General features: G+C 66.5%; 27 protein-coding genes. 16 read left to right on the top strand and 11 right to left on the bottom strand.

All coding sequences use genetic code 11. From position 1 onward, the window contains the following. The first annotated feature begins 18 nt into the window (after positions 1–18). The 6 genes from ACQY8M_RS06560 to pnp all read left to right on the top strand — a co-directional run bounded on the left by ACQY8M_RS06560 (position 19) and on the right by pnp (position 7,936). Complete coding sequence (locus ACQY8M_RS06560; RefSeq protein WP_428675320.1) at positions 19–654, top strand: RNA-binding protein; 636 nt, start codon at positions 19–21, stop codon at positions 652–654. Between the two features lie 31 nt (positions 655–685). Next, on the top strand, positions 686–3,808 hold the full coding sequence (infB, locus tag ACQY8M_RS06565) for a translation initiation factor IF-2 (protein WP_428670081.1): 3,123 nt from the start codon (positions 686–688) through the stop codon (positions 3,806–3,808). Positions 3,809–3,924: 116 nt separating this feature from the next. After that, positions 3,925–4,329, top strand: a complete 405-nt coding sequence (gene rbfA, locus ACQY8M_RS06570; protein WP_428670083.1) for a 30S ribosome-binding factor RbfA — start codon at positions 3,925–3,927, stop codon at positions 4,327–4,329. Positions 4,330–4,404: 75 nt separating this feature from the next. Then, positions 4,405–5,304 carry a tRNA pseudouridine(55) synthase TruB gene (gene truB, locus ACQY8M_RS06575; protein ID WP_428670085.1) on the top strand — a complete coding sequence of 300 codons (900 nt, stop codon included), beginning with the start codon at positions 4,405–4,407 and terminating at the stop codon, positions 5,302–5,304. A gap of 16 nt (positions 5,305–5,320) precedes the next feature. Continuing rightward, positions 5,321–5,590 carry a 30S ribosomal protein S15 gene (gene rpsO, locus ACQY8M_RS06580; RefSeq protein WP_428670087.1) on the top strand — a complete coding sequence of 90 codons (270 nt, stop codon included), beginning with the start codon at positions 5,321–5,323 and terminating at the stop codon, positions 5,588–5,590. 213 nt (positions 5,591–5,803) lie between these two features. Then, positions 5,804–7,936: a polyribonucleotide nucleotidyltransferase gene (gene pnp / locus ACQY8M_RS06585; RefSeq protein ID WP_428675321.1), complete on the top strand. Its 2,133-nt coding sequence runs from the start codon at positions 5,804–5,806 to the stop codon at positions 7,934–7,936. A gap of 48 nt (positions 7,937–7,984) precedes the next feature. Here pnp and ACQY8M_RS06590 read toward each other — a convergent pair whose 3' ends face one another. After that, complete coding sequence (locus ACQY8M_RS06590) at positions 7,985–8,317, bottom strand: hypothetical protein (RefSeq protein ID WP_428670089.1); 333 nt, start codon at positions 8,315–8,317, stop codon at positions 7,985–7,987. Positions 8,318–8,356: 39 nt separating this feature from the next. Here ACQY8M_RS06590 and ACQY8M_RS06595 point away from each other — a divergent pair, with 39 nt between their 5' ends. Beyond that, a complete protein-coding gene (locus tag ACQY8M_RS06595; RefSeq protein ID WP_428670091.1) occupies positions 8,357–8,836 on the top strand; it encodes a hypothetical protein in 480 nt (159 codons plus the stop codon). An 11-nt stretch (positions 8,837–8,847) separates the two neighbouring features. Beyond that, positions 8,848–9,504: a hypothetical protein gene (locus ACQY8M_RS06600; RefSeq protein ID WP_428670093.1), complete on the top strand. Its 657-nt coding sequence runs from the start codon at positions 8,848–8,850 to the stop codon at positions 9,502–9,504. Between the two features lie 7 nt (positions 9,505–9,511). On the opposite strand, the gene ACQY8M_RS06605 is transcribed toward ACQY8M_RS06600, so the two are convergent. Further along, complete coding sequence (locus tag ACQY8M_RS06605) at positions 9,512–9,796, bottom strand: hypothetical protein (protein ID WP_428670095.1); 285 nt, start codon at positions 9,794–9,796, stop codon at positions 9,512–9,514. 393 nt (positions 9,797–10,189) lie between these two features. Between ACQY8M_RS06605 and ACQY8M_RS06610 the strand changes: the two genes are divergently transcribed. Beyond that, complete coding sequence (locus ACQY8M_RS06610; RefSeq protein WP_428670097.1) at positions 10,190–12,697, top strand: M10 family metallopeptidase C-terminal domain-containing protein; 2,508 nt, start codon at positions 10,190–10,192, stop codon at positions 12,695–12,697. 95 nt (positions 12,698–12,792) lie between these two features. Here the strand turns inward: ACQY8M_RS06610 and ACQY8M_RS06615 are convergent, their stop codons facing one another. The 3 genes from ACQY8M_RS06615 to fabA all read right to left on the bottom strand — a co-directional run bounded on the left by ACQY8M_RS06615 (position 12,793) and on the right by fabA (position 15,444). Further along, positions 12,793–13,593 carry an enoyl-ACP reductase FabI gene (locus tag ACQY8M_RS06615; RefSeq protein ID WP_428675322.1) on the bottom strand — a complete coding sequence of 267 codons (801 nt, stop codon included), beginning with the start codon at positions 13,591–13,593 and terminating at the stop codon, positions 12,793–12,795. Between the two features lie 83 nt (positions 13,594–13,676). Beyond that, on the bottom strand, positions 13,677–14,912 hold the full coding sequence (gene fabB, locus ACQY8M_RS06620; RefSeq protein WP_428670099.1) for a beta-ketoacyl-ACP synthase I: 1,236 nt from the start codon (positions 14,910–14,912) through the stop codon (positions 13,677–13,679). 1 nt (position 14,913) lies between these two features. Next, positions 14,914–15,444 (bottom strand): 3-hydroxyacyl-[acyl-carrier-protein] dehydratase FabA, encoded by a 531-nt coding sequence (gene fabA / locus ACQY8M_RS06625; RefSeq protein ID WP_428670101.1) that lies wholly within the window; start codon positions 15,442–15,444, stop codon positions 14,914–14,916. Between the two features lie 135 nt (positions 15,445–15,579). On the opposite strand from fabA, the gene irrA reads away from it, so the two are divergent. The 4 genes from irrA (at position 15,580) to ACQY8M_RS06645 (ending at position 18,552) form a co-directional block, all read left to right on the top strand. Further along, positions 15,580–15,993 carry an iron response transcriptional regulator IrrA gene (irrA, locus tag ACQY8M_RS06630; protein ID WP_428670103.1) on the top strand — a complete coding sequence of 138 codons (414 nt, stop codon included), beginning with the start codon at positions 15,580–15,582 and terminating at the stop codon, positions 15,991–15,993. Positions 15,994–16,097: 104 nt separating this feature from the next. After that, complete coding sequence (locus ACQY8M_RS06635; RefSeq protein WP_428670105.1) at positions 16,098–16,517, top strand: rubrerythrin family protein; 420 nt, start codon at positions 16,098–16,100, stop codon at positions 16,515–16,517. Between the two features lie 92 nt (positions 16,518–16,609). Continuing rightward, positions 16,610–17,968 (top strand): heterodisulfide reductase-related iron-sulfur binding cluster, encoded by a 1,359-nt coding sequence (locus ACQY8M_RS06640; protein WP_428670107.1) that lies wholly within the window; start codon positions 16,610–16,612, stop codon positions 17,966–17,968. Beyond that, on the top strand, positions 17,965–18,552 hold the full coding sequence (locus ACQY8M_RS06645) for a DUF3501 family protein (protein ID WP_428670109.1): 588 nt from the start codon (positions 17,965–17,967) through the stop codon (positions 18,550–18,552). Before ACQY8M_RS06640 ends, ACQY8M_RS06645 begins: the two co-directional genes overlap by 4 nt. 1 nt (position 18,553) lies before the next feature. On the opposite strand, the gene ACQY8M_RS06650 is transcribed toward ACQY8M_RS06645, so the two are convergent. Both ACQY8M_RS06650 and ACQY8M_RS06655 read right to left on the bottom strand, forming a co-directional pair. Beyond that, positions 18,554–19,729, bottom strand: a complete 1,176-nt coding sequence (locus ACQY8M_RS06650) for an energy transducer TonB family protein (RefSeq protein WP_428670111.1) — start codon at positions 19,727–19,729, stop codon at positions 18,554–18,556. Between the two features lie 35 nt (positions 19,730–19,764). Further along, entirely contained in the window at positions 19,765–20,478 is a 714-nt protein-coding gene (locus tag ACQY8M_RS06655; RefSeq protein ID WP_428670113.1) for an SH3 domain-containing protein, read from the bottom strand. On the opposite strand from ACQY8M_RS06655, the gene ACQY8M_RS06660 reads away from it, so the two are divergent. After that, positions 20,438–21,433, top strand: a complete 996-nt coding sequence (locus ACQY8M_RS06660; RefSeq protein WP_428670115.1) for a 2-hydroxyacid dehydrogenase — start codon at positions 20,438–20,440, stop codon at positions 21,431–21,433. The genes ACQY8M_RS06655 and ACQY8M_RS06660 overlap by 41 nt on opposite strands. Positions 21,434–21,576: 143 nt before the next feature. On the opposite strand, the gene ACQY8M_RS06665 is transcribed toward ACQY8M_RS06660, so the two are convergent. The 4 genes from ACQY8M_RS06665 to ACQY8M_RS06680 all read right to left on the bottom strand — a co-directional run bounded on the left by ACQY8M_RS06665 (position 21,577) and on the right by ACQY8M_RS06680 (position 24,655). Continuing rightward, a complete protein-coding gene (locus ACQY8M_RS06665) occupies positions 21,577–21,900 on the bottom strand; it encodes a hypothetical protein (RefSeq protein WP_428670117.1) in 324 nt (107 codons plus the stop codon). A 78-nt stretch (positions 21,901–21,978) separates the two neighbouring features. Beyond that, positions 21,979–22,854, bottom strand: coding sequence for a YihY/virulence factor BrkB family protein (locus ACQY8M_RS06670; RefSeq protein WP_428670119.1), 876 nt, complete (start codon positions 22,852–22,854; stop codon positions 21,979–21,981). Next, positions 22,848–24,260, bottom strand: a complete 1,413-nt coding sequence (locus tag ACQY8M_RS06675; protein ID WP_428670121.1) for a 1-acyl-sn-glycerol-3-phosphate acyltransferase — start codon at positions 24,258–24,260, stop codon at positions 22,848–22,850. Before ACQY8M_RS06675 ends, ACQY8M_RS06670 begins: the two co-directional genes overlap by 7 nt. Positions 24,261–24,274: 14 nt before the next feature. Next, positions 24,275–24,655: an MAPEG family protein gene (locus ACQY8M_RS06680; protein ID WP_428670122.1), complete on the bottom strand. Its 381-nt coding sequence runs from the start codon at positions 24,653–24,655 to the stop codon at positions 24,275–24,277. Between the two features lie 72 nt (positions 24,656–24,727). Between ACQY8M_RS06680 and msrA the strand changes: the two genes are divergently transcribed. Both msrA and ACQY8M_RS06690 read left to right on the top strand, forming a co-directional pair. Then, a complete protein-coding gene (msrA, locus tag ACQY8M_RS06685; RefSeq protein ID WP_428670123.1) occupies positions 24,728–25,390 on the top strand; it encodes a peptide-methionine (S)-S-oxide reductase MsrA in 663 nt (220 codons plus the stop codon). Positions 25,391–25,524: 134 nt separating this feature from the next. Then, positions 25,525–25,947: a globin family protein gene (locus ACQY8M_RS06690; protein ID WP_428670125.1), complete on the top strand. Its 423-nt coding sequence runs from the start codon at positions 25,525–25,527 to the stop codon at positions 25,945–25,947. The last annotated feature ends 7 nt before the right edge of the window (positions 25,948–25,954 follow it).

The raw sequence follows: 25,954 nt of genomic DNA on the forward strand, positions 1-25,954 counted from the left end.
GAGACAGACCGCTTGACCATGGCACTCGCCATGACCCCCGAACCGACGGCCCCAGAAGCCCCGGTCGACGCCGTTCCCGGTCGGCTGCGCACCTGCATCGTGACCGGCGGGACGGCTGCGCCGGAGCGGATGATCCGCTTCGTCGTCGGGCCGGACGGCGACGTCGTGCCCGATCTGGCGCGACGTCTTCCGGGGCGCGGGATGTGGCTGCGGGCCGAGCGGGCGGTGCTGGAGCAGGCGATCGCCCGCAAGGCGTTCGCCCGGGCGGCACGCGCCGCGGTCAAGGCGGCGGCCGACCTGCCGGATCGGGTCGAGATGTTGTTGCTGGGGCGGGTGCTCGAGGATCTGAGCCGTGCGCGCCGTGCGGGCCGTGCCGTGGCGGGCTTCGTCCGGGTCGAGCAGATGATCGGCCGGCACCGGGCAGGGCTGCTGATCGTGGCGAGCGAGGCGGACGGCGACGGCCTGGCCAAGCTCGAGGCGACAGGCTTGCCGATCGAGCGCCTGGGCGATGCGGCTGCCCTGGGCGGCGTGTTCGGGCGCGATCGGGCCGTCTATGTGGCCGTGGCGCGCGACGATGCGTCGGGCCAGTTCATTCAACGAATTGCGGGTGGGGCGGCGCGTTGGCGCGGCTATCGCTCGAACGGCGCCGGTTGACGGGCCGAAGCGGAGCAAGGACAAGAAGCGTATGACCGAACAGAAAGAAACGACCAAGCCGACCAAGCCGCTGACCCTGTCGACCACGGCGCGTACCGGCGCGGCAGTGTCGAAGGGCGGCGAGACGCAGGTGCGCCAGAAGTTCTCGCATGGACGCACGCGCGCGGTCACGGTCGAGGTCAAGAAGCCGATCAAGCGCCCGACACCGGCAGCGGCTGCGCCATCGGCTCCAATTTCAGCTGCTGCTGCAGCCGCCGTTGCTGCTGCCGATGCTGCTGCTGCTGCTGCGGCCGCCGCCGCCGCCGCGAAAGCAGCGGCTGCTGCCGCCGTGCCCGTTCAGCAGCCTGTCGCCCCTGCGCCGGCTCCTGCCCCCGCTCCCGTCGTGGTGCCGGCTCCCGCGCCGGCACCGATAGCAGTCGCGCCGGCGGCAGCCGCGCCGACGCCCGCTCCGGCACCGCCGGCCCCGGCATTAGCCCCAGCCCCTGCGCCCGCTCCGGTGGCGACTGCAGCGCCCGCGCCATCCGTCCGCGCTCCCGCGCCGCCCGTCCGCGCGCCCGCGCCGCCCGTCCGCGCCCCCGCGCCGCCCGTCCGCGCATCGTCGCCCGCACCGTCGGGCCGTGCACCGGCGCCGCCCGCTCGTCCCGGCTTTCGGTCGGGCGGTGGTTCCGCGCCCGCCCCGACGTCGCAGCGCTCCTCGTCGCCGTCCGCGCCTCCGCGGTCGGGCTCGTCGAACCGTCCGGGCCAGTCCGGTGGTCGCGGCATCGTGCTGCGCACGCTGACGGAAGAGGAGAAGATCGCCCGCGCCCGGGCCCTGGTCGACGCCAACCGGGACGCCGAGATCGCGCGCCAGCGCGCGGCCGAGGAGGCCAAGCGTCGCGAGGCCGAGGAGAAGCTGCGGTCCGCGGCCGAAGAGGAGCACAGGAAGCGCCTCGCCGAGGAAGAGGCGCGCAAGAAGACCGAGGACGAGATCAAGCGCAAGGCCGATGCGCTCGTCCAGAAGCGCATGGACCAGGCAGGCGCGGCGCCGCAGACGCCGATGGCTCGGCAGGTCGAGGAGATCGGCGCGGCGCGGCCGACGCTGTCGACCCCGAATCCGGGCGGTCCGACCATCGTGCGCCGCCCGCCGGGGTCGCCGCCGCCGGCCGCCGGCGCAGGTGCTGGCACCGGCGCGCTGCGTCGTCCACCGGCACGCCCGCCCCTGGCCCCGCCCAAGCGTCCGGCGGCAGCGCCGGGTGCGCGCCGCGAGGGACCGAAGCGCCGCTCCGACAAGATCGACGTGGGTCGCGCGGTCGAGGGCGAGAACGATTTCCGCAGCCGGTCGGTGGCGCAGCAGCGCCGCCGCCTGGAGCGTGAGCGTCGCCGCGATGCGTCCAACGAGCCGCAGCAGAAGGTCTATCGCGAGGTCACCATTCCCGAGACCATCACGGTCCAGGAACTCGCCGCCCGCATGTCGGAGCGCGGCGCCGACGTGATCAAGACGCTGATGGGCATGGGTGTGATGGCCACCATCAACCAGGTGATCGATCCCGATACCGCCGAGCTGGTGGTGACCGAGATGGGTCACCGGTTCAAGCGCGTCACCGAAGGTGACGTCGAGACCGGTCTGGTCGATGCCGCCGATGCCGACGACAAGCGGGTCGCGCGGCCGCCGGTGGTCACCATCATGGGCCACGTCGACCACGGCAAGACCTCGCTGCTCGACGCACTGCGCGCCACGGATGTGGCAGGCGGCGAAGCGGGTGGGATCACCCAGCACATCGGCGCCTACCAGGTGTCGCTGACCTCGGGCCAGAAGATCACCTTCCTCGACACGCCGGGTCACGAGGCGTTCACCGCCATGCGCGCCCGCGGCGCCAAGGTGACGGACATCGTGGTGCTGGTGGTCGCGGGGGACGACGGTGTCATGCCCCAGACCAGGGAGGCGATCGCCCACGCGAAGGCGGCCGGCGTGCCGATCATCGTGGCCATCAACAAGATGGACAAGGAGGGCGCCGATCCCAGCCGCGTGCGTAACGAGCTGCTGCGGGACGAGATCCAGGTCGAGGAGCTGGGCGGCGAGGTGCAGTCGATCGAGGTCTCGGCCACGAAGAGGATGAACCTCGACAAGCTCGAGGAAGCGATCCTGCTGCAGGCCGAGCTGCTCGACCTCAAGGCCAATCCCGATCGCGCTGCCGACGGCGTCGTGGTCGAGGCCAAGCTCGATCCGGGCCGTGGCTCGGTCGCGACCGTGCTGGTCCAGCGCGGCACGCTGAAAGTCGGCGACGTCCTCGTCGCCGGCGCGGTGTGGGGTCGTGTGCGTCGCCTGGTCGACGATCACGCCCAGGTGGTGGAGTCGGCGGGGCCTGCATTCCCCGTGGAGATCCTGGGCCTCGACGGCACGCCGCAGGCAGGCGATGAGTTCCATGTCGTGGAGAGCGAGGCGCGTGCGCGCGAGATCGCCGACTTCCGCGTCCGTCGCGACCGCCAGGCCCAGCTTGCCCGCGTCGCCGGTGGCCGCGGCACGCTGGAAGAGATGATGAAGGGCATCCGCGAGGGTACGGCCAAGGAACTGCCGGTGCTGATCAAGGCCGACGTGCAGGGCTCGGCCGAGGCACTCGCGGGCGCGATCTCGCGGCTGTCGACCGAAAAGGTGGCGACCCGCGTCGTGCTGAGCGGCGTGGGCGGAATCAGCGAGGCCGACCTGACGCTCGCCAAGGCGTCGGGCGCATTGATCATCGGCTTCAACGTGCGGGCGAACCCGCAGGCCCGTGAGATCGCCAAGCGCGACAAGATCGACATCCGCTACTACAGCATCATCTACAAGGTCACCGAGGACATCGAGGCGCTGATGCTCGGCCTCGTCGATCCGACCTACAAGGAGACCTTCCTCGGCAATGCGCAGATCCGCGAGATCTTCCGCATCACCAAGACCGGCAATGTCGCGGGCTGCATGGTCACGGAAGGCATCGTCAAGCGCGGCGCCAAGGTCCGCCTGCTGCGCGACAATGTCGTGATCCACGAAGGCACGCTGAAGACCCTGCGCCGCTTCAAGGACGAGGTCCGCGAGGTCCAGCACGGCTTCGAGTGCGGCATGGCGTTCGAGAACTACGACGACATGAAGGTCGGCGACGTGATCGAGTGCTTCGACGTCGAAGAGGTCAAGCCGACCCTGTAAAGGCTGGCAGCGCGCCACACACGTGGCGCGCCTTGCTCTTCCGAACTGCGCCTCCTGCGCGCTCGAGCTCATGAGCGCGCAGGAGGCGCAGTCCACGAGACGATGAGGAACACGCCATGCCCCGGCGTCACGCCCCTGAAAAAGAAAATCGCGCCCCTGGCCAGCGGCAGCTCCGCGTCGGCGAGGAGATTCGCCACCTGCTCGCGGAGCTCCTCGAGCGCGGCAACATGCGCGATCCGGATCTGCGCGATGCGACGATCACGGTGACGTCGGTCGATGTCAGCCCCGATCTGCGCAATGCGATCGCTTTCGTGATGCCGCTCGGCGGCAAGGACACCGATCGGCTGCTCTCCGCCTTGCGGCGCGCGGCGCCGTGGTTCCGTGCCCGGGTGAGCGAGAAGGCGGGTCTGCGAAGCGCCCCCGAGATTCGCTTCCAGCTCGACCGCACCTTCGACGAGGCCGACAAGATCGGCGCCCTCCTGCGCCGTCCCGACGTGGCGCGCGACATCGAAGAGGAGTGAGGCTGGGAGCGTGGGTCTCCAGACCCGCTGATGAATCCGAGCGGGTCTGGAGACCCGCGCTCCCAGCGTTGAATCATGAAGCGACCGAAGAACAAGATCGACGGCTGGGTCGTGCTCGACAAGCCGCTGGGCATGGGCTCGACCACGGCGGTCGGGCGCGTGCGCTGGCTGTTCTCGGCCGAGAAGGCCGGCCACGGCGGCACGCTCGATCCGCTCGCCACCGGTGTGTTGCCGATCGCCCTGGGCGAAGCGACCAAGACCGTCCCGTTCGTCATGGACGGCCGCAAGGAGTACCGCTTCACCCTCCGGTTCGGCGAGGCGCGCTCGACGGAGGACGGCGAAGGCGAGGTGACCGCAACCAGCGACGCGCGGCCGGCGGACGAGGCGATCCGCCAGGCACTCCCCCGATTCCTGGGCGACATCGAGCAGATGCCGCCGATCTTCTCGGCGCTGAAAATCGACGGCAAGCGGGCTTATGACCTCGCGCGCGCCGGCGCGACGGTCGAGTTGAAACCGCGCACGGTGAGGATCGACCGCCTCGAGCTGCTGGGCCGTCTCGACGCGGACCAGGCAGATTTCGTGGTGGCCTGTGGCAAGGGCACCTATATCCGGTCACTTGGCCGGGATCTGGCGCTGATGCTTGGCACCGTCGGACACCTCTCGGCGCTGCGTCGGACCGTCGCCGGACCGTTCCGCGAGGACGCGGCCATTTCGCTTCCCAAACTGGAGGCCCTCGGGCATATTCCGCCGCTTCTCGGGGCCCTGGCCCCCGTCGCGACCGCGCTGGACGACATCCCGGCGCTGGCCCTGACGGAAACCCAAGCGAACCAGCTGCGCCACGGCCAGCCGGTGCTCTTGACCCGGGACGTACCGCCGTCCGGCGCGCTGGTCCGCGCCGAAACAGGCAGCAAGCTGGTGGCTCTCGTCCGTTCCGACGGCGTGGCCCTTCAGCCGGTACGCGTGTTCAACCTCTAGTTTTCAGGAGAGTCCGATGTCGATCACAGCCGAGCGCAAGGCGGAGCTCATCAAGTCGTATGCCCAGGGTGAAGGCGACACCGGTTCGCCGGAAGTGCAGGTCGCGATCCTGACCACACGCATCACCAACCTCACCGAGCACTTCAAGGGCCACGCGAAGGATCATCATTCGCGCCGCGGCCTGCTCAAGATGGTCGGCCAGCGCCGTCGTCTGCTCGACTACCTCAAGGCCAAGGACAGCAAGCGCTACGCATCGTTGATCGAGCGTCTGGGTCTGCGTCGTTGAGTTCATGGCCCCGCCCGTTCGGCGGGGCCTTTTCGCGTCGCATCTTCCGGTCCCCGATTCTTACGGCCGGTCGATGCGACCTCGCAGGTACCGGGAAGGCAGGGGCTGTTGCAAAGGCCTGTCCCGGTCCTGCCGATGCAAGGGCGTCGGCAGGCGGTCGTCGCCAAACGGGGGCGCACGGCCGGTAGGAAAGGAAAGATCGATATGAGCGATATGTTCAAAGTGTTCCGCAAGGAAATCGACTGGGCCGGCCGCAAGCTGGTCCTGGAGACCGGCAAGATCGCGCGTCAGGCCGACGGTGCGGTTCTGGCCACCTACGGCGGCACCACGGTGCTGGCCACCGTCGTGTTCGAGAAGAAGCCGAAGCCCGGCCTCGATTTCTTCCCGCTGACCGTCAACTACCAGGAGAAGGCCTTCGCCGCCGGCAAGATCCCGGGCGGCTTCTTCAAGCGCGAGGGCCGTCCCTCCGAGAAGGAAGTGCTGACCTCGCGCCTGATCGACCGCCCGATCCGGCCGCTGTTCCACGAAAGCTTCCGCAACGAGACGCTGGTCGTGATCACCACGCTCGCGCACGACATGGAGAACGATCCCGACATCCTGTCGCTGGTCGCCACCTCGGCGGCGCTGACGCTGTCGGGCGCGCCCTTCCTGGGCCCGATCGGCGCGGCGCGCATCGGCTATCTCGACGGCAAGTTCGTCGTGAATCCGACGCTCGAGCAGACCGAGAAGAGCACGCTCGACCTCGTCGTTGCCGGTACCACCGAAGGCGTGCTGATGGTCGAGTCCGAGGCCAAGGAACTGCCCGAAGATGTGATGCTGTCGGCGGTAATGGAGGGCCATCGCTCGTTCCAGCCGGTGATCGAGGCGATCATCCAGCTCGCCGAGCATGCCGCCAAGGATCCGTTGCCGCTCAGCGAGCCGCCGGAAGCCGCCAAGACGGTGGCCGAGACGCTGAAGGCCACGATGCGCGAGAAGATGGCCGAGGCCTACACCGAGACCGTCAAGCTGGCGCGTCAGAAGAAGGTAAGTGCGGTCAAGGACGAGGCCCGGAAGCTGTTCGAAGGCAAGGATGCGGAGCTCCTCGCGTTCGGCGAGCAGTTCGGCAACCTCGAGGCCGACGTCGTGCGCAATGCCATCCTCGACACCGGCAAGCGCATCGACGGCCGCGACACCAAGACCGTGCGCCCGATCGTGGCCGAGGTCGGCATCCTGCCGCGCGCCCACGGCTCCTCGTTGTTCACCCGTGGCGAGACCCAGGCGCTGGTCGTCGCCACGCTCGGCACCGGCCAGGACGAGCAGATCATCGACGCGCTCGAGGGCGAGTACCGCGAGGCGTTCATGATGCACTACAACATGCCTCCGTACGCGGTCGGCGAAGTGCGTCGCATGGGCTCGCCCGGACGCCGCGAGATCGGCCACGGCAAGCTCGCCTGGCGCGCACTGCGCCCGATGCTGCCCGGCAAGGACAAGTTCCCCTACACGGTCCGCATCGTGTCGGAGATCACCGAAAGCAACGGCTCGTCGTCGATGGCCTCGGTCTGCGGCGGCGCGCTGTCGCTGATGGATGCCGGCGTGCCGCTCGAGCGTTCGGTCGCGGGCATCGCCATGGGCCTGATCAAGGAAGGCGACCGCTTCGCCGTCCTGTCGGACATCCTGGGTGACGAGGATCATCTCGGCGACATGGATTTCAAGGTCGCCGGCACCGATCGTGGTATCACCGCGCTGCAGATGGACATCAAGATCACCTCGATCAACGAGGAGATCATGCGGGTGGCGCTGGATCAGGCCAAGGACGGCCGGCTGCACATCCTGGGCGAGATGGCCAAGGGCCTGGGCGGCGCGCGTGAGAGCGTCAGCCAGAACGCGCCGCGCATCACCCAGTTCACCATCCCGAAGGACAAGATCCGGGAAGTGATCGGCACCGGCGGCAAGGTGATCCGCGAGATCACCGAGACAACCGGCACCAAGATCGACATCGAGGACGACGGCACGATCAAGGTTGCCGCGGTCGACGCCAAGCAGGGTCAGGCCGCGATCGACTGGATCAAGGGTATCGTCGCCGAGCCCGAAGTGGGCGTGGTCTACAACGGCAAGGTCGTGAAGACCGTCGAGTTCGGTGCCTTCGTGAACTTCCTCGGCGCTCGCGACGGCCTCGTGCACATCTCCGAGCTGGCGCCGCGCCGCGTCGCCAAGGTGACCGACGTGATCAAGGAAGGCGACCAGGTGAAGGTCAAGGTCCTGGGCGTCGACGACCGAGGCAAGGTCCGCCTCTCGATGAAGTCGGTCGACCAGGAGACCGGCGAGGAAATCAAGCCGCAGCCTGCCGACGCGCCGGCCGCCGAGTAGGCCGGACCCACCCTAAGACGAAAACGGCGGCCTTCGGGCCGCCGTTTTTCATTCAGCTGCCCGCCGGCTCCACACGACGTTCGTGCCGTAGACCTCCGGGATCTTGGCGTCCTGGCCGGCCGGCGAGAACAGCTCCCATTCGATGCCGTTGACGTCGTGGTCCGAGGAGAAGCCAGTTGCCACGTCGTCCTCGAAGCCGAGATGGCGCAGCTGACCGGCCCGCGCCGGCATCTCGTTGATCGAGAAATTGAGCTGCTCGGTGCGGAACAGCGCATACTTGCCGGGCACGACGGCCGTGGGCGTCACTCCGAGGCGACGGCTATAGTCCTCGATCGAGGCTGTGAGGTCGGCGACGGCGAGAGCGATATGAAAGCGGCGCAAGTTGGCCTCCCCTTTGGTGACGCCGCGTAGGTCACCAGATTGCACACGCTGGTGCAAGGCAACCAGTTATACGAGTATAAATGGCACCATGACCGACCGTTCCGGCCGTCAGCAGCGCGCGCTGGGCGAGTTCGTTCGCGCTCTAACGACGCGGCCCGCCGCCTGTTCGTCGGCTGGCTCGATGGTGAAGAGCCCAACCTGCTGCGCTACGTGTTCCTGAACCCCATCGCGCGTCAGGTCATTCCCGACTGGATGGAGCGGGCTCGCCGCGTGCTGGCGGAGTTCCGCGCCGAGTCGAGCCGACGCCTCGACGACCCTGCTCTGGTCGCGCTGGTCGACGACCTGCGGACACGCAGCGACTTCTTCGCGCGCTGCTGGGACGAGCATGAGGTGGTGGTCCCGCTGGGCGGGGAGCGCGCTTTCGAGCACCCCCGCGATGGCCGGCTTCTCTATGAGCAGATTGCGTTCACCCTGGCGAGCCGGGTCGATCTCAAGCTGGTAATGTTGATCGGCCGATAAAGGGAGGTGTCATGCCAACCGTGTCCCGCCGCTTGGTGCTGGCCACCGCCGCGACGGCCGTCGTGCCGCGAGGCCCGGCGTTCGCGGACATGCGAGCCCTGACTCCGCTGCAGACCGAGGGACCGTTCTACCCGACGTCCCTTCCGGTCGACGCCGACAACGACCTCGTGCAGGTGCGCGGTTCCCCCGCGCGTGCCATGGGCACAGTGCTGCATCTGCACGGGCGCGTCCTCAATGCTTCGGGTGTGCCCGTGCCCGGCGGTACGACGGTCGAAATCTGGCAGTGCGATTCGCAGGGCCTGTACGATCATCCGCACCAGCCGGGGCGCGAGCAGCGCGACGCGGCGTTCCAGGGATACGGCGCGGTGCTCACCGGCACCGACGGCCGCTACAGCTTTCGCACCTTGAAGCCGGTCGCCTATCCCGGTCGCACGCCGCACATCCATCTCAAGGTCCAGACGCCGGAGACCCGGCGCCTCACGACCCAGTTCTATCTCGCGGGCGATCCGCGCAACGAGGGCGACTTCGTCTGGCGTCAGGCGATCCGCGGGAATCCGCGCAATCAGGCTATGATCGAGATGCGCCTCGAACCGGCCAACAGTCTGGAGTCCGGCGCTTATACGACATGGATGGACATCGTGATGCCTTCGAGTCCGCCCAGGGCTTGAGGGGCGTTTACTTCTCGCCGTTGTCGCTCGGCACCGTGCTGCCGTCGTGCGGCAGGCCGATCGCGCGATAGCCGGTGTCGACGAAATGCACCGTGCCGATCATGACCGGTGCGCTCTGGCCCGGCCGGGATCGCGAGAACAGTTCCCATGCGATGCCGTTGACGTCGTGGTCCGAGGAGAAGCCCGTTGCTCCGTGGTCCTCGAAGCCGAGACGGCGAAGCTGGCCGGCGCGCGCCGGCATCGCGTTGATCGAGAGAGTGAGCTGCTCGGTGCGGAACATGGATGCCGCCATGGCGGACGGCTCCTGCCGTCCGCAACGCGCGTTGGGTAAGTTCCTGCGTGCCCGTCGCGCGCGCCTGTTGCCCGCCGGCCTAGGCGTGCCGGCCGGCCATGCAGGTGGGCAGCGACCTCTTCGTCCGCTGCTGGGACGAGTATGAGATCGTGGTCTTGGAAATCCCTCGCTTCCCTTTGTTGGCACGATGCTCTCGCTCTGCTTCGTCGGCTGTCAGGCCCGCAGGCAATTGTGTCCATCGACATCGACATGTGCGCCGCGAGGCCGTCGCTGACGATACCCAGCCAAACCATACCTCTCCGAGGGTACCAACGAGTTGATCTGTACCGGTAACACTTTCGAGGCCAGGCTTTTTGCTGTAGCCAACTCATTCATCTGACAAAGAGGTGAGTAATGCCCCTCGTGGCGTTGAGCGGAGATCCGGATATCGACGGTATCCTGTGGGGGGTGAAGTGGAACCTGAATTCGCTCACCTACGGCTTTGCAACCCAAACCAGCCAGTATTCCGGCTATCAAGTCGGTAGCATAAGCGGGTTCGAGGCTTTCAATGCGGGTCAGAAGGCTGCGGCCACGAGCGCCGTCAATCAGCTCAATAGCCTCTTCAATCTCGGCATAACGCTGACCAACGACCCTTCACAGGCGAATTTGCGTTTTGCCGAAGCCAGTTCCGTTCTCCAGTACTTCGACCAGACCACGCTCCTGCCTGTGCCGGGCGTCATCACGACCGCGGTGGGCACGCCGCCCGACGACGTCAATTATCCGTCCTTCGCGCACGGCGACATGTTCTTCAACACCACCACTTACAACACGCCGGTAAAGGGCAACTTTGCCTATGCCACGGTTCTTCACGAGATAGGGCACACGCTTGGACTGAAGCACGGGCATATCGCGCAGAACGCGCCGGGTAGCAGTTTCGTGATTGCAGCGCTGCCCGCCGCACACGATTCGATGGAATTTTCGATAATGACTTATCGTTCGAATGTGGGCGGTCAAACGGACCATTATCGCAACGAAGACTTCGGCTACGCCCAGACCTACATGATGAACGATATCGCGGCGTTGCAGTATCTCTACGGTGCCGACTTCAGCACCAACGCCGGCAACACCACCTACAGCTGGAGCCGCACCACAGGCGAGATGTTCGTCAATGGCGTGGGACAGGGGACGCCCGGTGCAAATCGCGTGTTCCTCACGATCTGGGACGGCAACGGCATCGACACCTATGACATGGCGAACTACACCGACAATCTCACGATCGGCCTCAATCCCGGAAGTTTCTCGATCACGTCGCAGGCGCAACTCGCAATCCTCAATACCGAAGACGATATCAAGGCGCGGGGCAATATATTCAACGCGCTCCAGTTCAATGGCGACCTCAGGTCGCTGATCGAGAATGCGCTGGGCGGCAGTGGTAACGACAAGATCACCGGCAATGTCGCCGCGAACGACCTGCGTGGCAATGCTGGCGCTGATACCGTGAGCGGCCTGGACGGGAATGACACGCTTTTCGGCGGCGACGGCAACGACAAGCTCGACGGGGGCAATGGCAACGACCTGCTTGAGGGTGGCCTCGGCGCCGACACGCTGATCGGCGGTCTCGGCAACGATACCTTCGTTCTCGCCGATGGTGCCGACAGCGTCACGGACTCGGGCGGCATCGACGTCGTCACATCCACGATCAGCCGAAGCCTTGCGGCTCTTGCCAGCATCGAGAACTTGACTCTGATCGGCAGCGCCAACGTCGAAGGCACGGGCAACGCGCTCGCCAACCTGCTGACCGGCAATACCGGCAAGAACACGCTCGACGGCAAGGCGGGTGCGGACACGATGAAGGGTGGCGCGGGCAACGATACCTACTATGTCGACAATGCCGGTGATCGGGCAGGGGAGGCAAACGGCCAGGGCACCGATACGGTCAACAGCGCCGTGAGCTTCAGCCTGGTCGGCCAGTACATCGAACGTCTGACCCTGACCGGCAGCGCCAACATCAACGGCACCGGCAACACGCTCGCCAACATCCTCACCGGCAATGCCGGCAATAATGGTCTCAATGGCGGAACGGGTGCGGACACGATGGCGGGCGGCGTCGGCGACGATACCTACACGGTCGACAATGCCGGCGACAAGGCAATCGAGAACAACGGCGAGGGAACCGATCTGGTCAACAGCTCCGTGAGCTTCAGCCTGAGTGGCCAGTACATCGAGCGGTTGATCCTGACCGGCAGCGGCAACATCAGCGGAATCGGCAACTCGCTCGCCAACACCCTCACCGGCAATTCGGGCAATAATGGCCTCAGCGGCGGGACGGGTGCGGACACGATGGCAGGCGGTGCCGGCAACGACACCTACACGGTCGACAATGCCGGCGACAAAGTGATCGAGAACGAGGGCGAGGGAACCGACCTGGTCAACAGCTCCGTCGGCTTCGACCTGACCGGCAAGTTCATCGAATGGCTCACCCTCACGGGCAGCGCCAACATCAACGGCCGCGGCAACTCGCTCGCCAACACCCTCGTCGGCAACGCCGGCAACAACGTCCTCGACGGCAGGGCGGGTTCCGACATGCTGACCGGTGGGCTCGGCGCCGATACATTCGTCTTCAAGGACGCCCTTGGCGCGTCCAACATCGACACGATCACCGACTTCAACGTCGCCACGGACACCATCCAGCTCAATCGGACGGTTTTCAGCACCATTACCGGGACTGGCGTTCTGAGCCTGGCCCAATTCGCCGCCAGTGCCAGCGGCACGGCGCAGGATTCCAGCGACCGCATCATCTACGAAACCGATACCGGCAAGCTGTTCTACGACAGCAACGGCAGCGCTGCCGGCGGCTCGATCCAGTTCGCAAAACTAGACGCCGGCCTTACGGTGGCTGCCAATGACTTCTCGATAGTCTAGGAAGCTCCGCCACGACGACGCTACAAGGATCCGGCGTCCGCGAGATCTGTGCTCAAATTTGGCCGCACACCCTTGGTAGCGCGGCTCCGTAGATCTTACTTCTCGCCAATGTCGCTCGGCACAGCGCTGCCGTCGTGGGGGAGTCCGATGGCATGGTAGCCGGCATCGACGAAGTGCACGGTGCCGGTGACGCCTGCGCTGAGGTCGGACAGCAGATAGAGCGCGGCGCCGCCGACGTCGGTCAGCTCGACGTTGCGGCGCAGCGGCGAGGCCTCGCGAGAGACGCGATAGACATAGCGCGCGCCGCCGATCACCGCGCCGGCGAGCGTGCGCATCGGGCCGGGCGAGAGCGCATTGACCCGCACGCCCTGCGGGCCGAGGTCGGCGGCGAGATAGCGCACGCTGGCCTCGAGCGCCGCCTTCGCGACGCCCATGACGTTGTACGACGGCATCACCCGTGTGGCGCCCTCGTAGGTCAAGGTGATCAGGCTGCCGCCCTGGGTCATCAAGGGCAGGGCCAGACGTGCGATCTCGGTGAAGGAGTAGCAGGAGATGCTGAGGCTGCGGACGAAGTTGGCCTTGGTCGTGTCGACGTAGCGGCCCTTCAGCTCTTCCTTGTCGGAAAAGGCGATGGCATGGACCACGAAGTCGAGCCGGCCCCATTCACGTTCCAACCGGGCGAACAGCGCCTGCAGGCTTTGCTCGTTCTCGACGTCGGCTTCATGGACGATCTTCGCGCCGAGCTTCTCGACCATCGGCAGCACGCGCTTGCCGAACGCTGCTCCCTGGTAGGTGAAGGCAAGCTCGGCACCGGCAGCATGGGCGGCCTGCGCGATGCCCCAGGCGATCGACCGCTCGTTGGCCACGCCCATGATCAGGCCGCGCTTGCCCTCCATCAGCCTGGCGACGGCGGGTAGCGCGACGGCTTTCGACGACGTCTCGGTCGCCTCCCCCGAAGCAGCGTCAGGCATCTTCCCCTCTAGTGATCGTAGCGCGAGAACAGCAGGCAGGCGTTGGTGCCGCCGAAGCCGAAGCTGTTCGACATCACGGTCTGCAGGCCGGCATTGTCGATGCGCTGGCGGGCGATCGGATATCCCTCGGCGCCGGGGTCGAGGTTCTCGATATTGGCCGAGGCGGCGACGAAGTCGTGCTTCAGCATCAGCAGCGAATAAATCGCTTCGTGTGCGCCCGTCGCGCCCTGGCTGTGGCCGGTCAAGGACTTGGTCGAGCTCACGGTCGGCAGCTTGTCGCCGAATGCGGCGCGGATCGCGTCCAGCTCGGTGATATCGCCGACCGGCGTCGCGGTGCCGTGGCTGTTGATGTAATCGACCGGCGAATTGCGCCGCGCGGCGCCCGGAAAGCCATCGACCGCGAGCTTCATGCAACGCAGTGCGCCCTCGCCCGACGGAGCGACCATGTCGGCGCCGTCAGAGGTGGCGCCGTAGCCGATCACCTCGCCGTAGATCCTGGCGCCGCGCGCGCGCGCGACCTCCAGTTCCTCGAGCACCAGGATGCCCCCGCCGCCCGAGATCACGAAGCCGTCGCGGTCCTTGTCGTAGGCGCGGCTGGCGCGGGTCGGAGTGTCGTTGAACCTCGACGACAGGGCGCCCATGGCGTCGAACAGCACCGACAGCGTCCACTCGAGCTCTTCGCCGCCGCCCGCGAACATGCGGTCGGCCTTGCCGAGCTGGATGCATTCGACGGCGTTGCCGATGCAGTGCGCCGAAGTCGAGCAGGCCGAGCTGATCGAGTAGGAGAGTCCCTTGATCCTGTACGCGGTCGCGAGGTTGGCTGAGACGGTGCTCGACATGGCGCGCGGCACCTGGAACGGTCCGACTCGTTTGGGACCCTTCTCCTTGGTGGTGATGGCCGCCTGCACGAGCGCGCCCGTGGTCGGTCCGCCGGATCCGGCGACCAGGCCCGTGCGCTCGTTGGAGACTTCGTTGTCGCTCAAGCCGGCGTCGGCGATGGCTTCCTTCATGGCGAGATAGGCGTAGGCTGCGCCGTTGCCCATGAAGCGCATCAGGCGGCGATCGATCAGCGCCTCGGCGTTGAGCTTCAACGTGCCTGCGATCTGGCTCCGGAAGCCGAGCTCCCTGTACTGCGGCATGAATTCGATGCCGGATTTGCCGTCCTTCAGTGATTGAGTGACCTCAGCGGCATTGTTGCCGATCGAGGACACCACGCCCAGACCCGTGACGACGACGCGTTTCATATCAGCCGGCCACCGCAACAGGAGCCCCGTCCTGGAACAGACCGACCTTGAGGCCGCTCACTTCGTAGACCTGCTTGCCGTCGGCATGGACGAAGCCGTCGGCGATGCCCAACACCAGCTTGCGCAGGACGACGCGCTTCAGATGCACATGATAGGTGAGCTTCTTGACGGTCGGCACGATCATGCCGGTAAATTTGACTTCGCCGACGCCGAGCGCCCGCCCACGACCGGGCGCCTTCTTCCAACCCAGGAAGAAGCCCAGCATCTGCCAGAGGGCATCCAGTGGCAAGCACCCCGGCATCACCGGATCGCCCTTGAAGTGGCAGGCGAAGAACCAGAGGTCCGGCTTGATGTCGAATTCGGCCACGACCTCGCCCTTGCCGAAGTTGCCGCCGGTATCGTCGATCTTCACGATGCGGTCGAGCATCAGCATCGGCGGCAGCGGAAGCTGCGCGTTGCCGGGGCCGAACAGGTGGCCTTTGGCGCACTCGATCAGGTCTTCGAAACTGTAACTATGCTTCTGTTCGCTCACTGTTCACGTCCTAACGGCTGCCCCAACCGGAGCGGACGGCAGAATAGGGACGGCGGCTGCGTTGCGCAAACCGCCGAATCGATCCCAAAGGGCCCTTCCCACGCCTCATTTCGCATCCTACATATGATGTTAACAATGTCCTCCGCCAGTCCCAGCTCCGATTTCGCCACGCGCCTGCGCGACGCTGGCCTGCGGCCAACCCGCCAGAGGGTAGCCTTGGCGGGCGTGCTGTTCGAGGGCGGCCACCGCCATGTGACGGCCGAAAGCCTGCATGCAGAGGTCAAGGCGACGATGATCCCGGTGTCTCTGGCCACGGTGTATAATGCACTGAACCAGTTCAGGGATGCCGGACTATTGCGCGAAGTGGTGGTAGCGCCGGGACGGTCCTATTTCGATACAAATACCGGCCATCACCACCACTTTTTCGTCGAGACCGACAACGAGTTGCTCGACTTCCCGTCGGACGATGTGACGGTCGGCGGGGTACCGGCGCCGCCGCAGGGCACAAAGGTGTCACGCGTCGATGTTATCGTGCGCGTGCGCCGCTGACGTCACCGCTTGAGAATCGTTTGCAGCTTTAGAAATATTCTAAACTGCTTGACGTCGCCGACGCCGCTTCCCAAAATCCACCCGTCATTTTCAGGAGAAGCACCATGGCGAATCTCAAGGGATCCAAGACCGAGGACAATCTGAAGGCTGCATTCGCGGGCGAAAGCCAGGCCAATCGCCGCTATCTGTATTTCGCTCAGAAGGCCGACGTCGAGGGCTTCAACGACGTCGCCACCGTGTTCCGCTCGACGGCGGAAGGTGAGACCGGCCATGCGCATGGCCATCTCGAGTTTCTCGAGGTGAGCGGAGATCCGGCGACCGGCCTGCCGATCGGCGCGACCGACAACAACCTCAAGGCCGCGATCGCGGGCGAGACGCACGAATATACCGACATGTATCCGGGTATGGCGCGGACTGCGCGCGAGGAAGGCTTCGGCGAGATCGCCGACTGGTTCGAGACCCTCGCGAAGGCCGAGAAGAGCCACGCTGGCCGCTTCCAGAAGGCCCTCGACACGATGGCCTGAACGGGCCGCCGGGTTACGAAGGGGACCCGTCCGGGTCCCCTTTTTCGTCCGACGTCTTTTGGCGAAGCGACCCCTAGCGAAGCGATTGACCCATGCGCGAAGGCAGCCTCGAAGCCCCGACCCGCCACGCCCTCGACTGGCAGAGCCCCTGGTTCTGGGACGAGGCCGCGCTCGAAAAGGAAATGGAGCGGGTCTTCGACATCTGCCACGGCTGCCGACGCTGCTTCAATCTGTGCGACTCCTTCCCGCGCCTGTTCGACTTGATCGACAACGGTCCGACCGGCGAGGTCGACGGTGTGCCGAAGGAGAAATACGCCGACGTCGAGCAGGCCTGCACGCTCTGCGACATGTGCTTCATGACCAAGTGCCCGTACGTGCCGCCGCATGCGTGGAACGTCGACTTCCCGCATCTGATGCTGCGTCATCGCGCCGTCCAGGCGCGCAAGCACGGGATCGGCTTCGTCGAGAACCGGCTGGCCGAGACCGACCTCGTCGGCCGGCTCGGCACCTTCGCAGCCCCCCTAATCAACTGGGCGATCGACGAGCGCAACCAGGCGACGCGCCGGACGCTGGAAAACGTCGCCGGCATTCATCATGGCGCGCGCCTGCCCAAACAGGCGGCGGAGACCTTCGAACAGCTGGCCCATCGTGAGCCGGTCGAGATCAACAAGGCCGCACCGGCCTACGGCAAGCGCAAGGCGGTGCTGTACGCCACATGCTTCGTGAACTTCCACAGCACCGCGATCGGCGCGGCGACGCTGGCCGTGCTGGCTCGGAACGGCGTCCAAGCCGAGGTCGTGCATCCGGCATGCTGCGGCATGCCCAAGCTCGAGCTGGGCGATCTTGAGACGGTCGCCGCCGCAGCCCGCACGGTTTCCGAGGCGCTGCTGCCGTGGGTCGACAAGGGCTACGACATCGTGGCGCTGACGCCGTCCTGCGCGCTTATGCTGAAGTTCGAATGGCCGCTGATCCTGCCCGGGGATCCCGCCATCGCGCGGCTCTCCCGGGCGACCTTCGATCTCTCCGAATACGTCGTCGACATCGCCAAGAAGCATGGCTTGGCTGAAGGCCTGGCCCCGGTCGAGGGCGGCGTCAGCCTGCATCTCGCCTGCCACGCGCGGGCGCAGAACATGGGTGCGAAGGGCGCGGAGATGCTGCGCCTCATTCCCAAGACGCGGGTCGCGGTGATCGAGCGCTGTAGCGGCCATGGCGGCATCTGGGGCACGCGGACCGAGAACTTCGATATCGCCGTGAAGGTCGGCAAGCCGGCGGCGCAGGCGGCGCTGAAGAACAATACCAGCCACGTCGCGTCGGAATGTCCGTTGGCGGCCGAGCATCTGGTCCAGGTGATGGAAATGGCCGAGGGCCAGGAGACGCCCAAGCCGTTCCGCGCCGATCATCCGATCGAGATTTTCGCCCGCGCCTACGGGCTGACGGAGCAATCGTCATGACGCTGCGCAAGATCGAGCCTTCGGCCATCATCCCGATCACCGAGTACGGCCCCCTGCGCGCCGAGCGGCGCAGGCGCATGTCGGAGATCAAGAAGGATCGCCGGCTCGAGGTCGGGCCCTTCGCGACCTTCTATTTCGAGTCCTACGACACCATGCTGCACCAGGTGCACGAGATGCTCTTCATCGAGAAGGGCGGCGCCGAGCAGCTTCCCGACGAGCTCGCCGCCTACAACCCGCTGATCCCGCAGGGCAGCGAACTGGTGGCGACGGTGATGTTCGAGATCGACGACCCGGTCCGCCGCGCGCGGGTGCTGGGCATGCTGGGCGGGATCGAGCACAAGGCCTTCCTGCGGGTCGGCGCCGATACGATCCGCGCCGTGGCGGAGGAGGATCAGGAACGCACGCGCGACGACGGCAAGGCGTCATCGGTGCAGTTCATGCGCTTTCCCTTCACCGCGACACAGGTCGAGGCGTTCCGCGGCGGTGCCGGCGACGTGATCGTGGGCTTCGATCATCCCAACTACGGCCACATGGCGGTGATGCCGCCGGCCGTGCGCCAAGCGCTGTCGAGGGACTTCGCCTGAATTAGCGCCGGGCGGCGATCGGCTGGGTGAACACCACCTGGCTGCCGGGAATTTCCGGAGGCAGGGGCGGATAGGGTGACGCTGCCCTGAGCGACTCCAGCAATCCCCTGTCGAGGGCGATCACACCGCTTGACTGCACGATGCTGGCATCCACCAGGCGGCCGTCGCGCGCGATGACGAAGCGCAGGACGACGGTCCCGCCTTCATTCTTCTGGCGCAGGTCGGGCAGGTACTGGGAGAACTTCCGGATGACCTGCCAGAGATAGGCGTCCTTGATCCGCGTGCTGGCCGCATTCTGTGCGGGGTTGACGAGTGTCGAGGTCGCCGCGCCGGTCGACGGTTGCTGACGAGGCGTCGATGACAGAGGCGAATGCTGGAGCGGCGAGGGCGATGGCCCGCGGGGCTGCGGCGCCGTGTGCTGCGGCGGAGGAGACGGTCGGGGCGGTGCCGGTGGCGGCGGCAACACTCGGGCGAAATCGCGCATCGACAGCGGGGCCGGAGGCGCCTCCACCGGAGGAATCATCTTCTCGAGCGATGGCTCCGGCGCAGCAGGGGTCGGTGGCGGCTCAGGCGGCGGGGCAGCGGCGGCTTCCTGCTGCGGCGCGGCCGGCGGTTCCGGAGCCTGCGCGGTCGACTGGTCGGGTTCGGGTGTCGGCTCGGCAGCTTGCGCAACGGGCTTGGGAGGTTCCGGCTTCGGCTCGGAGGGCTGTACGGCCGGCTTCGGCGGTTCTGGCGTCGGCTCCGGTACCGGCGTGGCCAGCTTTGGTGGCTCGAGCGACGGCTTTGCCTCCGGTGGTTCCGGTGGCAGGCCAAGAGGATCACGCGTTGCCACGGACGGCTGTGGCGTGGGTCGCGGTTGCGGTGCCGCGGCGGCGGGCGGCGGTGGGGCCGGTGGCTCAGGGGCTTGCTCGGCCAGCGGGGTTGGCAAGGGCGTCGGGAGAGGAGCGGGCGGTGGCGGTGGTTTCACCATCTCCAGCGCAGGCGGCGGCGTCTCTTGTGGCGGCTTCGACTCCTCCATCGTGATCTCGATGGCATCGTCCTCGATGTCGTGGCGATGCAGCGGCGAGATCCACCAGACGGCAAGTGCAGCCACCCCGTGCAGCGCGGCCGCCAGGACGGCGGCCACGAGCGACATGTGGTCGGAACGGACGTAGGAGGCGCTGACGGCGTGGGCCACGGTGACCCCGTTCTAAGCGGCGGCTGGGCCTGCCGCTAGTTTATCGGTTCGGATTTGTAGACGCCCCACATGTCTGCCCGTTCAAGCCAGCCACTGACGCTGGAGACCTTCACGCGGCACCACTCGCCGGAGCAGGAGCGGATCTCGCCCATCACCTCGGGCTCGAGCTTGGCGATCACCTCTGCCGCAGGGGCCGGTGTCTTGTGCAGGCTGGCGGCTTTCGATGGGATGATGAAGCTTCGCTTGCCGGTCAACAGGCTCTGGTGAACCCAGCCGCTGGCGCCCTGCCAGTCCCTGATTTTGCGCCAGTTCTCGTACTCGGCGACGATCTCGACCGGCATGGTCTTGCGCTTGAATACCCAGTCGACGGGATAGCGCGTGCCCGGACCGGTGCGGACATTGACCTCGTCGGAGCGAAGGGAGGCGAAGCGAGGGATGGGCAGGCCCGACCCCTTGCGTTGGGCAGAACTCGCGGGATCAGCCCCCTGTGCGGGGCTGCCCAGCAAAATCAACGCAACACAGGCCGCCCAGAGCGGGAGGGATCGGCGAATTCGCATTGCCCCCTTTATACCGCATTTCTTCGCTTCGGACGACAAGCAGTTGGAAACAGGAGCTCTCAACCAGTTGGAAACGCCGGCTTTTCGAGCATTCGGATAGTTGTGGCGCGCGGCTGGACAAGCGCCGAGCGGACTTGCTATCCGGGCAGGGATGCCGTCCAGTCCGAAGAAGAAGCCGCTGGTGATCGTCACCCGCACCCTCCCCAGCGCGATCGAGACGCGGCTCATGGAGCTGTTCGATACGCGGCTGAATGCCGACGACAAACCGATGACCGCGCCGGAGCTGGTCGAGGCGGTCAAGACGGCGGACGTGCTGGTGCCCACGGTCACCGACCGGATCGACAGCCGGGTGCTGTCGCAGGCCGGTCCGCGTCTCAAGCTGATCGCGTCGTTCGGCACCGGCGTCGACCACATCGATCTCGACACCGCGCGGCAGCGCGGCATCACCGTCACCAACACCCCGGGCGTGCTGACTGAAGACACGGCCGACATGACGATGGCGCTGGTGCTGGCCACGGCGCGGCGCATGGGCGCGGGCGAGCGGCTGGTGCGCGCCGGCAAGTGGACCGGCTGGAGCCCGACTGCAATGCTGGGCGGACGGCTGCTCGGCAAGCGCATGGGGATCGTCGGCATGGGACGCATCGGCCAGGCGCTGGCGCGGCGCGCGCGCGGTTTCGGGCTCTCCATCCACTACCACAATCGCAAGCGCCTCCATCCCGACGTCGAGAGCGAGCTCGAGGCGACCTACTGGGAAAGCCTCGACCAGATGCTGGCGCGCATGGACATCGTGTCGGTCAACTGCCCGCACACGCCGGCCACGTTCCATCTCCTGTCGGCGCGGCGGTTGAAGCTGATGAAGCCGACCGCGATCATCGTCAACACTGCGCGCGGCGAGGTGATCGACGAAAACGCCATGGTGCGCATGCTGAAGGCAGGCGAGCTCGCCGGCGCCGGTCTCGACGTCTACGAGCACGAGCCGCAGGTCAATCCGAAGCTGCTCGAGCTCGACGGCGTCGTGCTGCTGCCGCACATGGGCTCGGCGACGCTCGAGGGCCGTATCGAGATGGGCGAGAAGGTGCTGATCAACATCAAGACCTTCGCAGACGGCCACAAGCCGCCGGACCGGGTCCTCGCCACGATGTTCTAAGCGCATTCACATGCGCTGGCGGGCGGCAGCGCCTTCTCGTGATTTGGTCGTTTCCGACCAAATCACTGAGGCGAGAGAGCCCGCACCGTGCAGAAAAGACAAGAACGCGCCACCGGAGGGGCGCGCCCCAAGCGTAAGCGACTCTAACGAACGCCGGCGCGATTGACCGGCCCGCCGCGGTTCACGCCGACGCCGGGTCCCTCCGTTACGCCAACACCCGGCGCTCCGGCTCCGACTCCCGGTGCGACACCGACACCGGGCGCGCCGACACCGACGCCGGGAGCAACGCCGACACCTGCCGCTCCTGCGCCGACGCCCGGCGCGACGCCCACGCCGGGGGCGCCGACATCATGCGGCCGCACGACGCACCCGTGGGGGATGCCGACGGCCCGGCAATAGACCTGGGCGTGGGCCACTGCGGGAACGAACGACAAGAAGAGAACTGCGAATCCAACCCTATTCAACATGATGATCTCCGATGCCACTTATAATTGTGAGTATTGTTTCGTTATCTCGTTACTGGAGAACCTACAGACCAACCGTGTCTAGATCTTGTCCTCCGGCACTTCAATCCGCTCTCCCGAAGGGTTCATGATCACGTCGCGCGTCGCGCGGCCGACTTGGGCACCGATCAGGATGGTGAGCGAGGTCCAATACATCCATACCATGATCGCCGCGAAGCCGGCAGTAGCCCCGAATGCCGAGGTGATCTGCGTCACCTCGAAGTAGTAGACCAGTGCCCGGTTGCCGAGTGCGAACAGCAGCGAGTTGACCGCGCCGCTGACCAGCGCGAAGCGCCACGGCACGCCGCCGGTCGGCAGCCACTTGTAGATCAAGGTGAAGAAGCCGGTGAGGATGCCGTAGTGGGTGAAGCTCGAGATCGCCGGGCCGATCCATTGGCCGAGCACCGGGAAGGCTTGCAGGGCGCCGGCATAGGCCGACAGGGCAACGCTGGTCACGATGACCGCGATCAGCAGCACGCCGAGCAGCACCATCATCACCAGCGCAAGCAGCCGCGATAGCAGGCCGGCCAGCACCGGATGGAGCCGGCGCGGGCTGGCGTCGCGCCAGATCACGTCGAACGCATCGTCGAGCTCCACGAACACGCGGCTGCCGGTGTAGAGCAGCACGGCCGCGCCGGCGAGCGCGGCGAGGCCGCCGCCGCGGAACAGGTCCTCCGAGGCGAAGCGCTGGATGCCCTTGAGGTGCTCGGGTGCGATAAGCGTGCTCAGCGCGTCGAAGATCGCCTGCTGCGCCATCAGCTTGCCGACGAACGGCTCGGCGATCGCGATGCTGAAGATCATGATCGGGCCGAGCGCGAACATCGTGTAGAAGGCCATCGCCGCGGCCGACGTCGACAGCCGGTGGGTGAAGAAGCCGTAGAACGACGTCAGGAAGATCTGCCAGAGCTTGTTCAGCATCGAGAGCGCAAGTGTGCCACCGAATTGGCATAGTAGGCGAGCAATGGCCGCTCCGCCGCCACCATCGTGAACAAACCGTCACGCTCCTCGACGAGGTTGCGCAGCGCCAGCATGCGCAGGCCGACATGGATGGCGTAGTCGCGATCCCCGCGCGGCACATATAGCCGCGCACCGTTACATTCGAAATGCGCCATCAGCCTGCCGGCCCGCACCTTGAGCTCGAGCTCGTCGACCGGCGCCTCGGCGTCGATCAGCACGGTGGCGATCAGTGACACCGGCAGCACCGGCACCAGGCGCGCCACTTCCGCCATCACGTCGGCGGCAAGCCGACCGATGACCTCGAAGCGGCGATCCTTGTCGAGAGGGCGCAGGTCGCCGCCGTGGGCGGCCAGCCAGTCGCGCGCCGAGACCGGCCGGCCGAAGTTCACGCAGGCGTAACCGAAGCGGTACCAGCGGCTGCGCAGCATCAGGCCGAACTGGCCGAGCCAGAACCGCAGGGTCGTGTGCGCGGCGAACCAGACGCCGCGCCGCGGCAGCTCGCGGTCGAGCGAGCGGAGCAGCGTGCGATCCTCCAGCACGCGGTCGTAGTTCAGCGCCACCGGTACGAAGACAATGTCGTGCGCGCCCTGCGGATCGAACGACTTCAGCATGTAGTCGTAGAGGCCGAGCTTGGGCTCGCGCAGCTTCCCGTCGCGCGACAGGCCGCCTTCGGGATACATCGCCTGCGCCACGCCAGCTTCGGTCGCCATATGGACATAACGTTCCAGCACCCGGCGATAGATCGGACTATTCGAGTTGCGGCGCACGAAATAGGCGCCCATCGAGCGGATCAGCTGCTGCAGTGGCCAGATGCGGGCCCATTCGCCGACGGCGTAGGACAGCGCCGTGCGCTCCGCCGCCAGGAAGGCGACCAGCACGTAATCCATGTTGCTGCGGTGGTTCATGACGAACACCACCGTCGTACCGGGCGCCACGCCAGCCAGGGTTTTCTCGTCGGCGAAGCCCAGTCGCACGCGATAGAAGAACTGGGCGACGGTGCGGGCCAGCGAATAGCCGATGCGGAAGTAGATATAGGCGTTGAAGGTCGGCACGATCTCGCGCGCGTAGCGCTGGACCTCCGCCATCGCGACTTCGCGCGGCAAGTTGGCGGTGCGCGCGTGCTCGTTTGCGGCGGCCACGACTTGCGGGTCGTAGACCAGCCGGTCGATCAGCACTTGCCGCTTGGTGAGCTGGAACGGCTTGATCTCGACATCGAGCCGCCGGTTGACGCGGTCGATCAGGCGGTTGAGGCGGCGGCGCAGGAACCAACGCGCGCTCGGGATCAGCAGCCGATCGAGCAGCGACCACAGCGCGAAGGCCACGATGGCCAGGAACAGCCAGAGCGGGACGGAGACCGGCTCGCCCATGGCCGGACCCCCGATCAGAGCGCCCGGATACCCGCCAGCGCGAGCATGATCGAGGCGACGGCGAGCAGGACCGTTGTGCCGGCGGCCCCCAACAACCTTCCCATCGGGATCAGACCGAGCATGCCGCCGGCATGCAGTACGCGGGCGACCAGCAGGACGATGCCCATGACGGCGATCGTGCGGTGGCCGTAGGGCCCATGCAGCAGCCAGATGATGAGCAGGCAGAGCGGCGCGAACTCAATCAGGTTGCCGTGGGCACGGATCGCCGCGACCATTTCCGCGTCGCCGCCGTCGCCCAGGAAGATCTTCTTTTGGGTACGCACGCGGCCGACATGGAGGGTCAGCAGGACCGCCAGGACGCCGATCAGGCCGGCGCAGATGAAAAAGATCGCCACGGCACACTCCCCCTCGATTTGGGGGCACTCTAGGGCCATATTGGCGGGACACCAAAGATCAGGAGCTGCGTCATGTGGCAGATGCTTCGCAAGAAAGCTGAGATGCCGACCGCCGATCGAGCCCTGCCGGGCCGCGCCAAGCCCGCCTTCGCCGTGCCGGCGGAGCATTTCGTCAATGGCAACCGCATCCAGGGACCGTTTCCGGCCGGCCTCGAGCAGGCGATGTTCGGGCTGGGCTGCTTCTGGGGCGCCGAGCGCATGTTCTGGAAGGTCCCGGGCGTCTATTCGACCGCCGTCGGCTATGCCGCCGGCATGACGCCCAACCCGACCTACGAGGAAGTCTGCTCGGGCTACACCGGCCACAACGAGGTGGTGATGGTGTGGTTCGACCCGAAGAAGACCTCGTACGAGACCCTGCTCAAGGTGTTCTGGGAAGGCCACGACCCGACCCAGGGCATGCGCCAGGGCAACGATGTCGGCACGCAGTACCGTTCGGGCATCTACACCTTCTCGCCGGAGCAGAAGAAGGCGGCCGAGGCTTCGAAGGCCATGTTCCAGAAGGAATTGGCCAAGCATGGCATGGCTGCGATCACGACCGAGATCATCGACGCGCCGCAGTTCTTCTATGCCGAGGACTATCACCAGCAATATCTCGCCAAGAACCCCGGCGGCTATTGCGGCCTCGGCGGCACCGGCGTGAGCTGCCCGATCGGTCTCGGCGTCGCGGCCGAGTAGGCGGCGCGCCCTCTACCCCTCGCACCCGACCTCTCTCCATATCGGAGAGAGGAATAAGATGCCGTGCAACACACGTAGTAATTCGGGCCGGTGCAGAAATGCCCCGGCAGCGGGCGGCGCGTAAGCCGCTACCCATGACACCGCAGGAAATCATGCTCGTGCAGACGAGCTTCGCCAAGGTCGCCCCGATCGCTCCCAGAGCGGCCGATCTGTTCTACGGCCGACTGTTCGAGATCGCGCCGGATGTCCGCCGCCTTTTCCCCGAGGACATGGCGGGACAGAAGAAGAAGCTTATGCAGATGCTGGGCGCCGCTGTCGGCACCCTCGATCGGCTCGACGCGCTGATCCCGGTCGTCCAGGCGCTCGGCGAGCGGCATGCGGGATACGGTGTTACCGCCGCACATTTCGCGTCGGTCGGCGCCGCGCTGCTCTGGACCCTGGAGCAGGGCCTGGGCCCTGCCTTCACACCCGAGGTGAAGGCGGCCTGGACCTCTGTCTACGGCATGCTGTCCCACACGATGATCGACGCGATGGAGCGCCTTCCCAGGGCGGCATGACGGGACA

Origin of the sequence: Reyranella sp. (assembly GCF_965279465.1) — a bacterium.
Taxonomy (GTDB): domain Bacteria; phylum Pseudomonadota; class Alphaproteobacteria; order Reyranellales; family Reyranellaceae; genus Reyranella.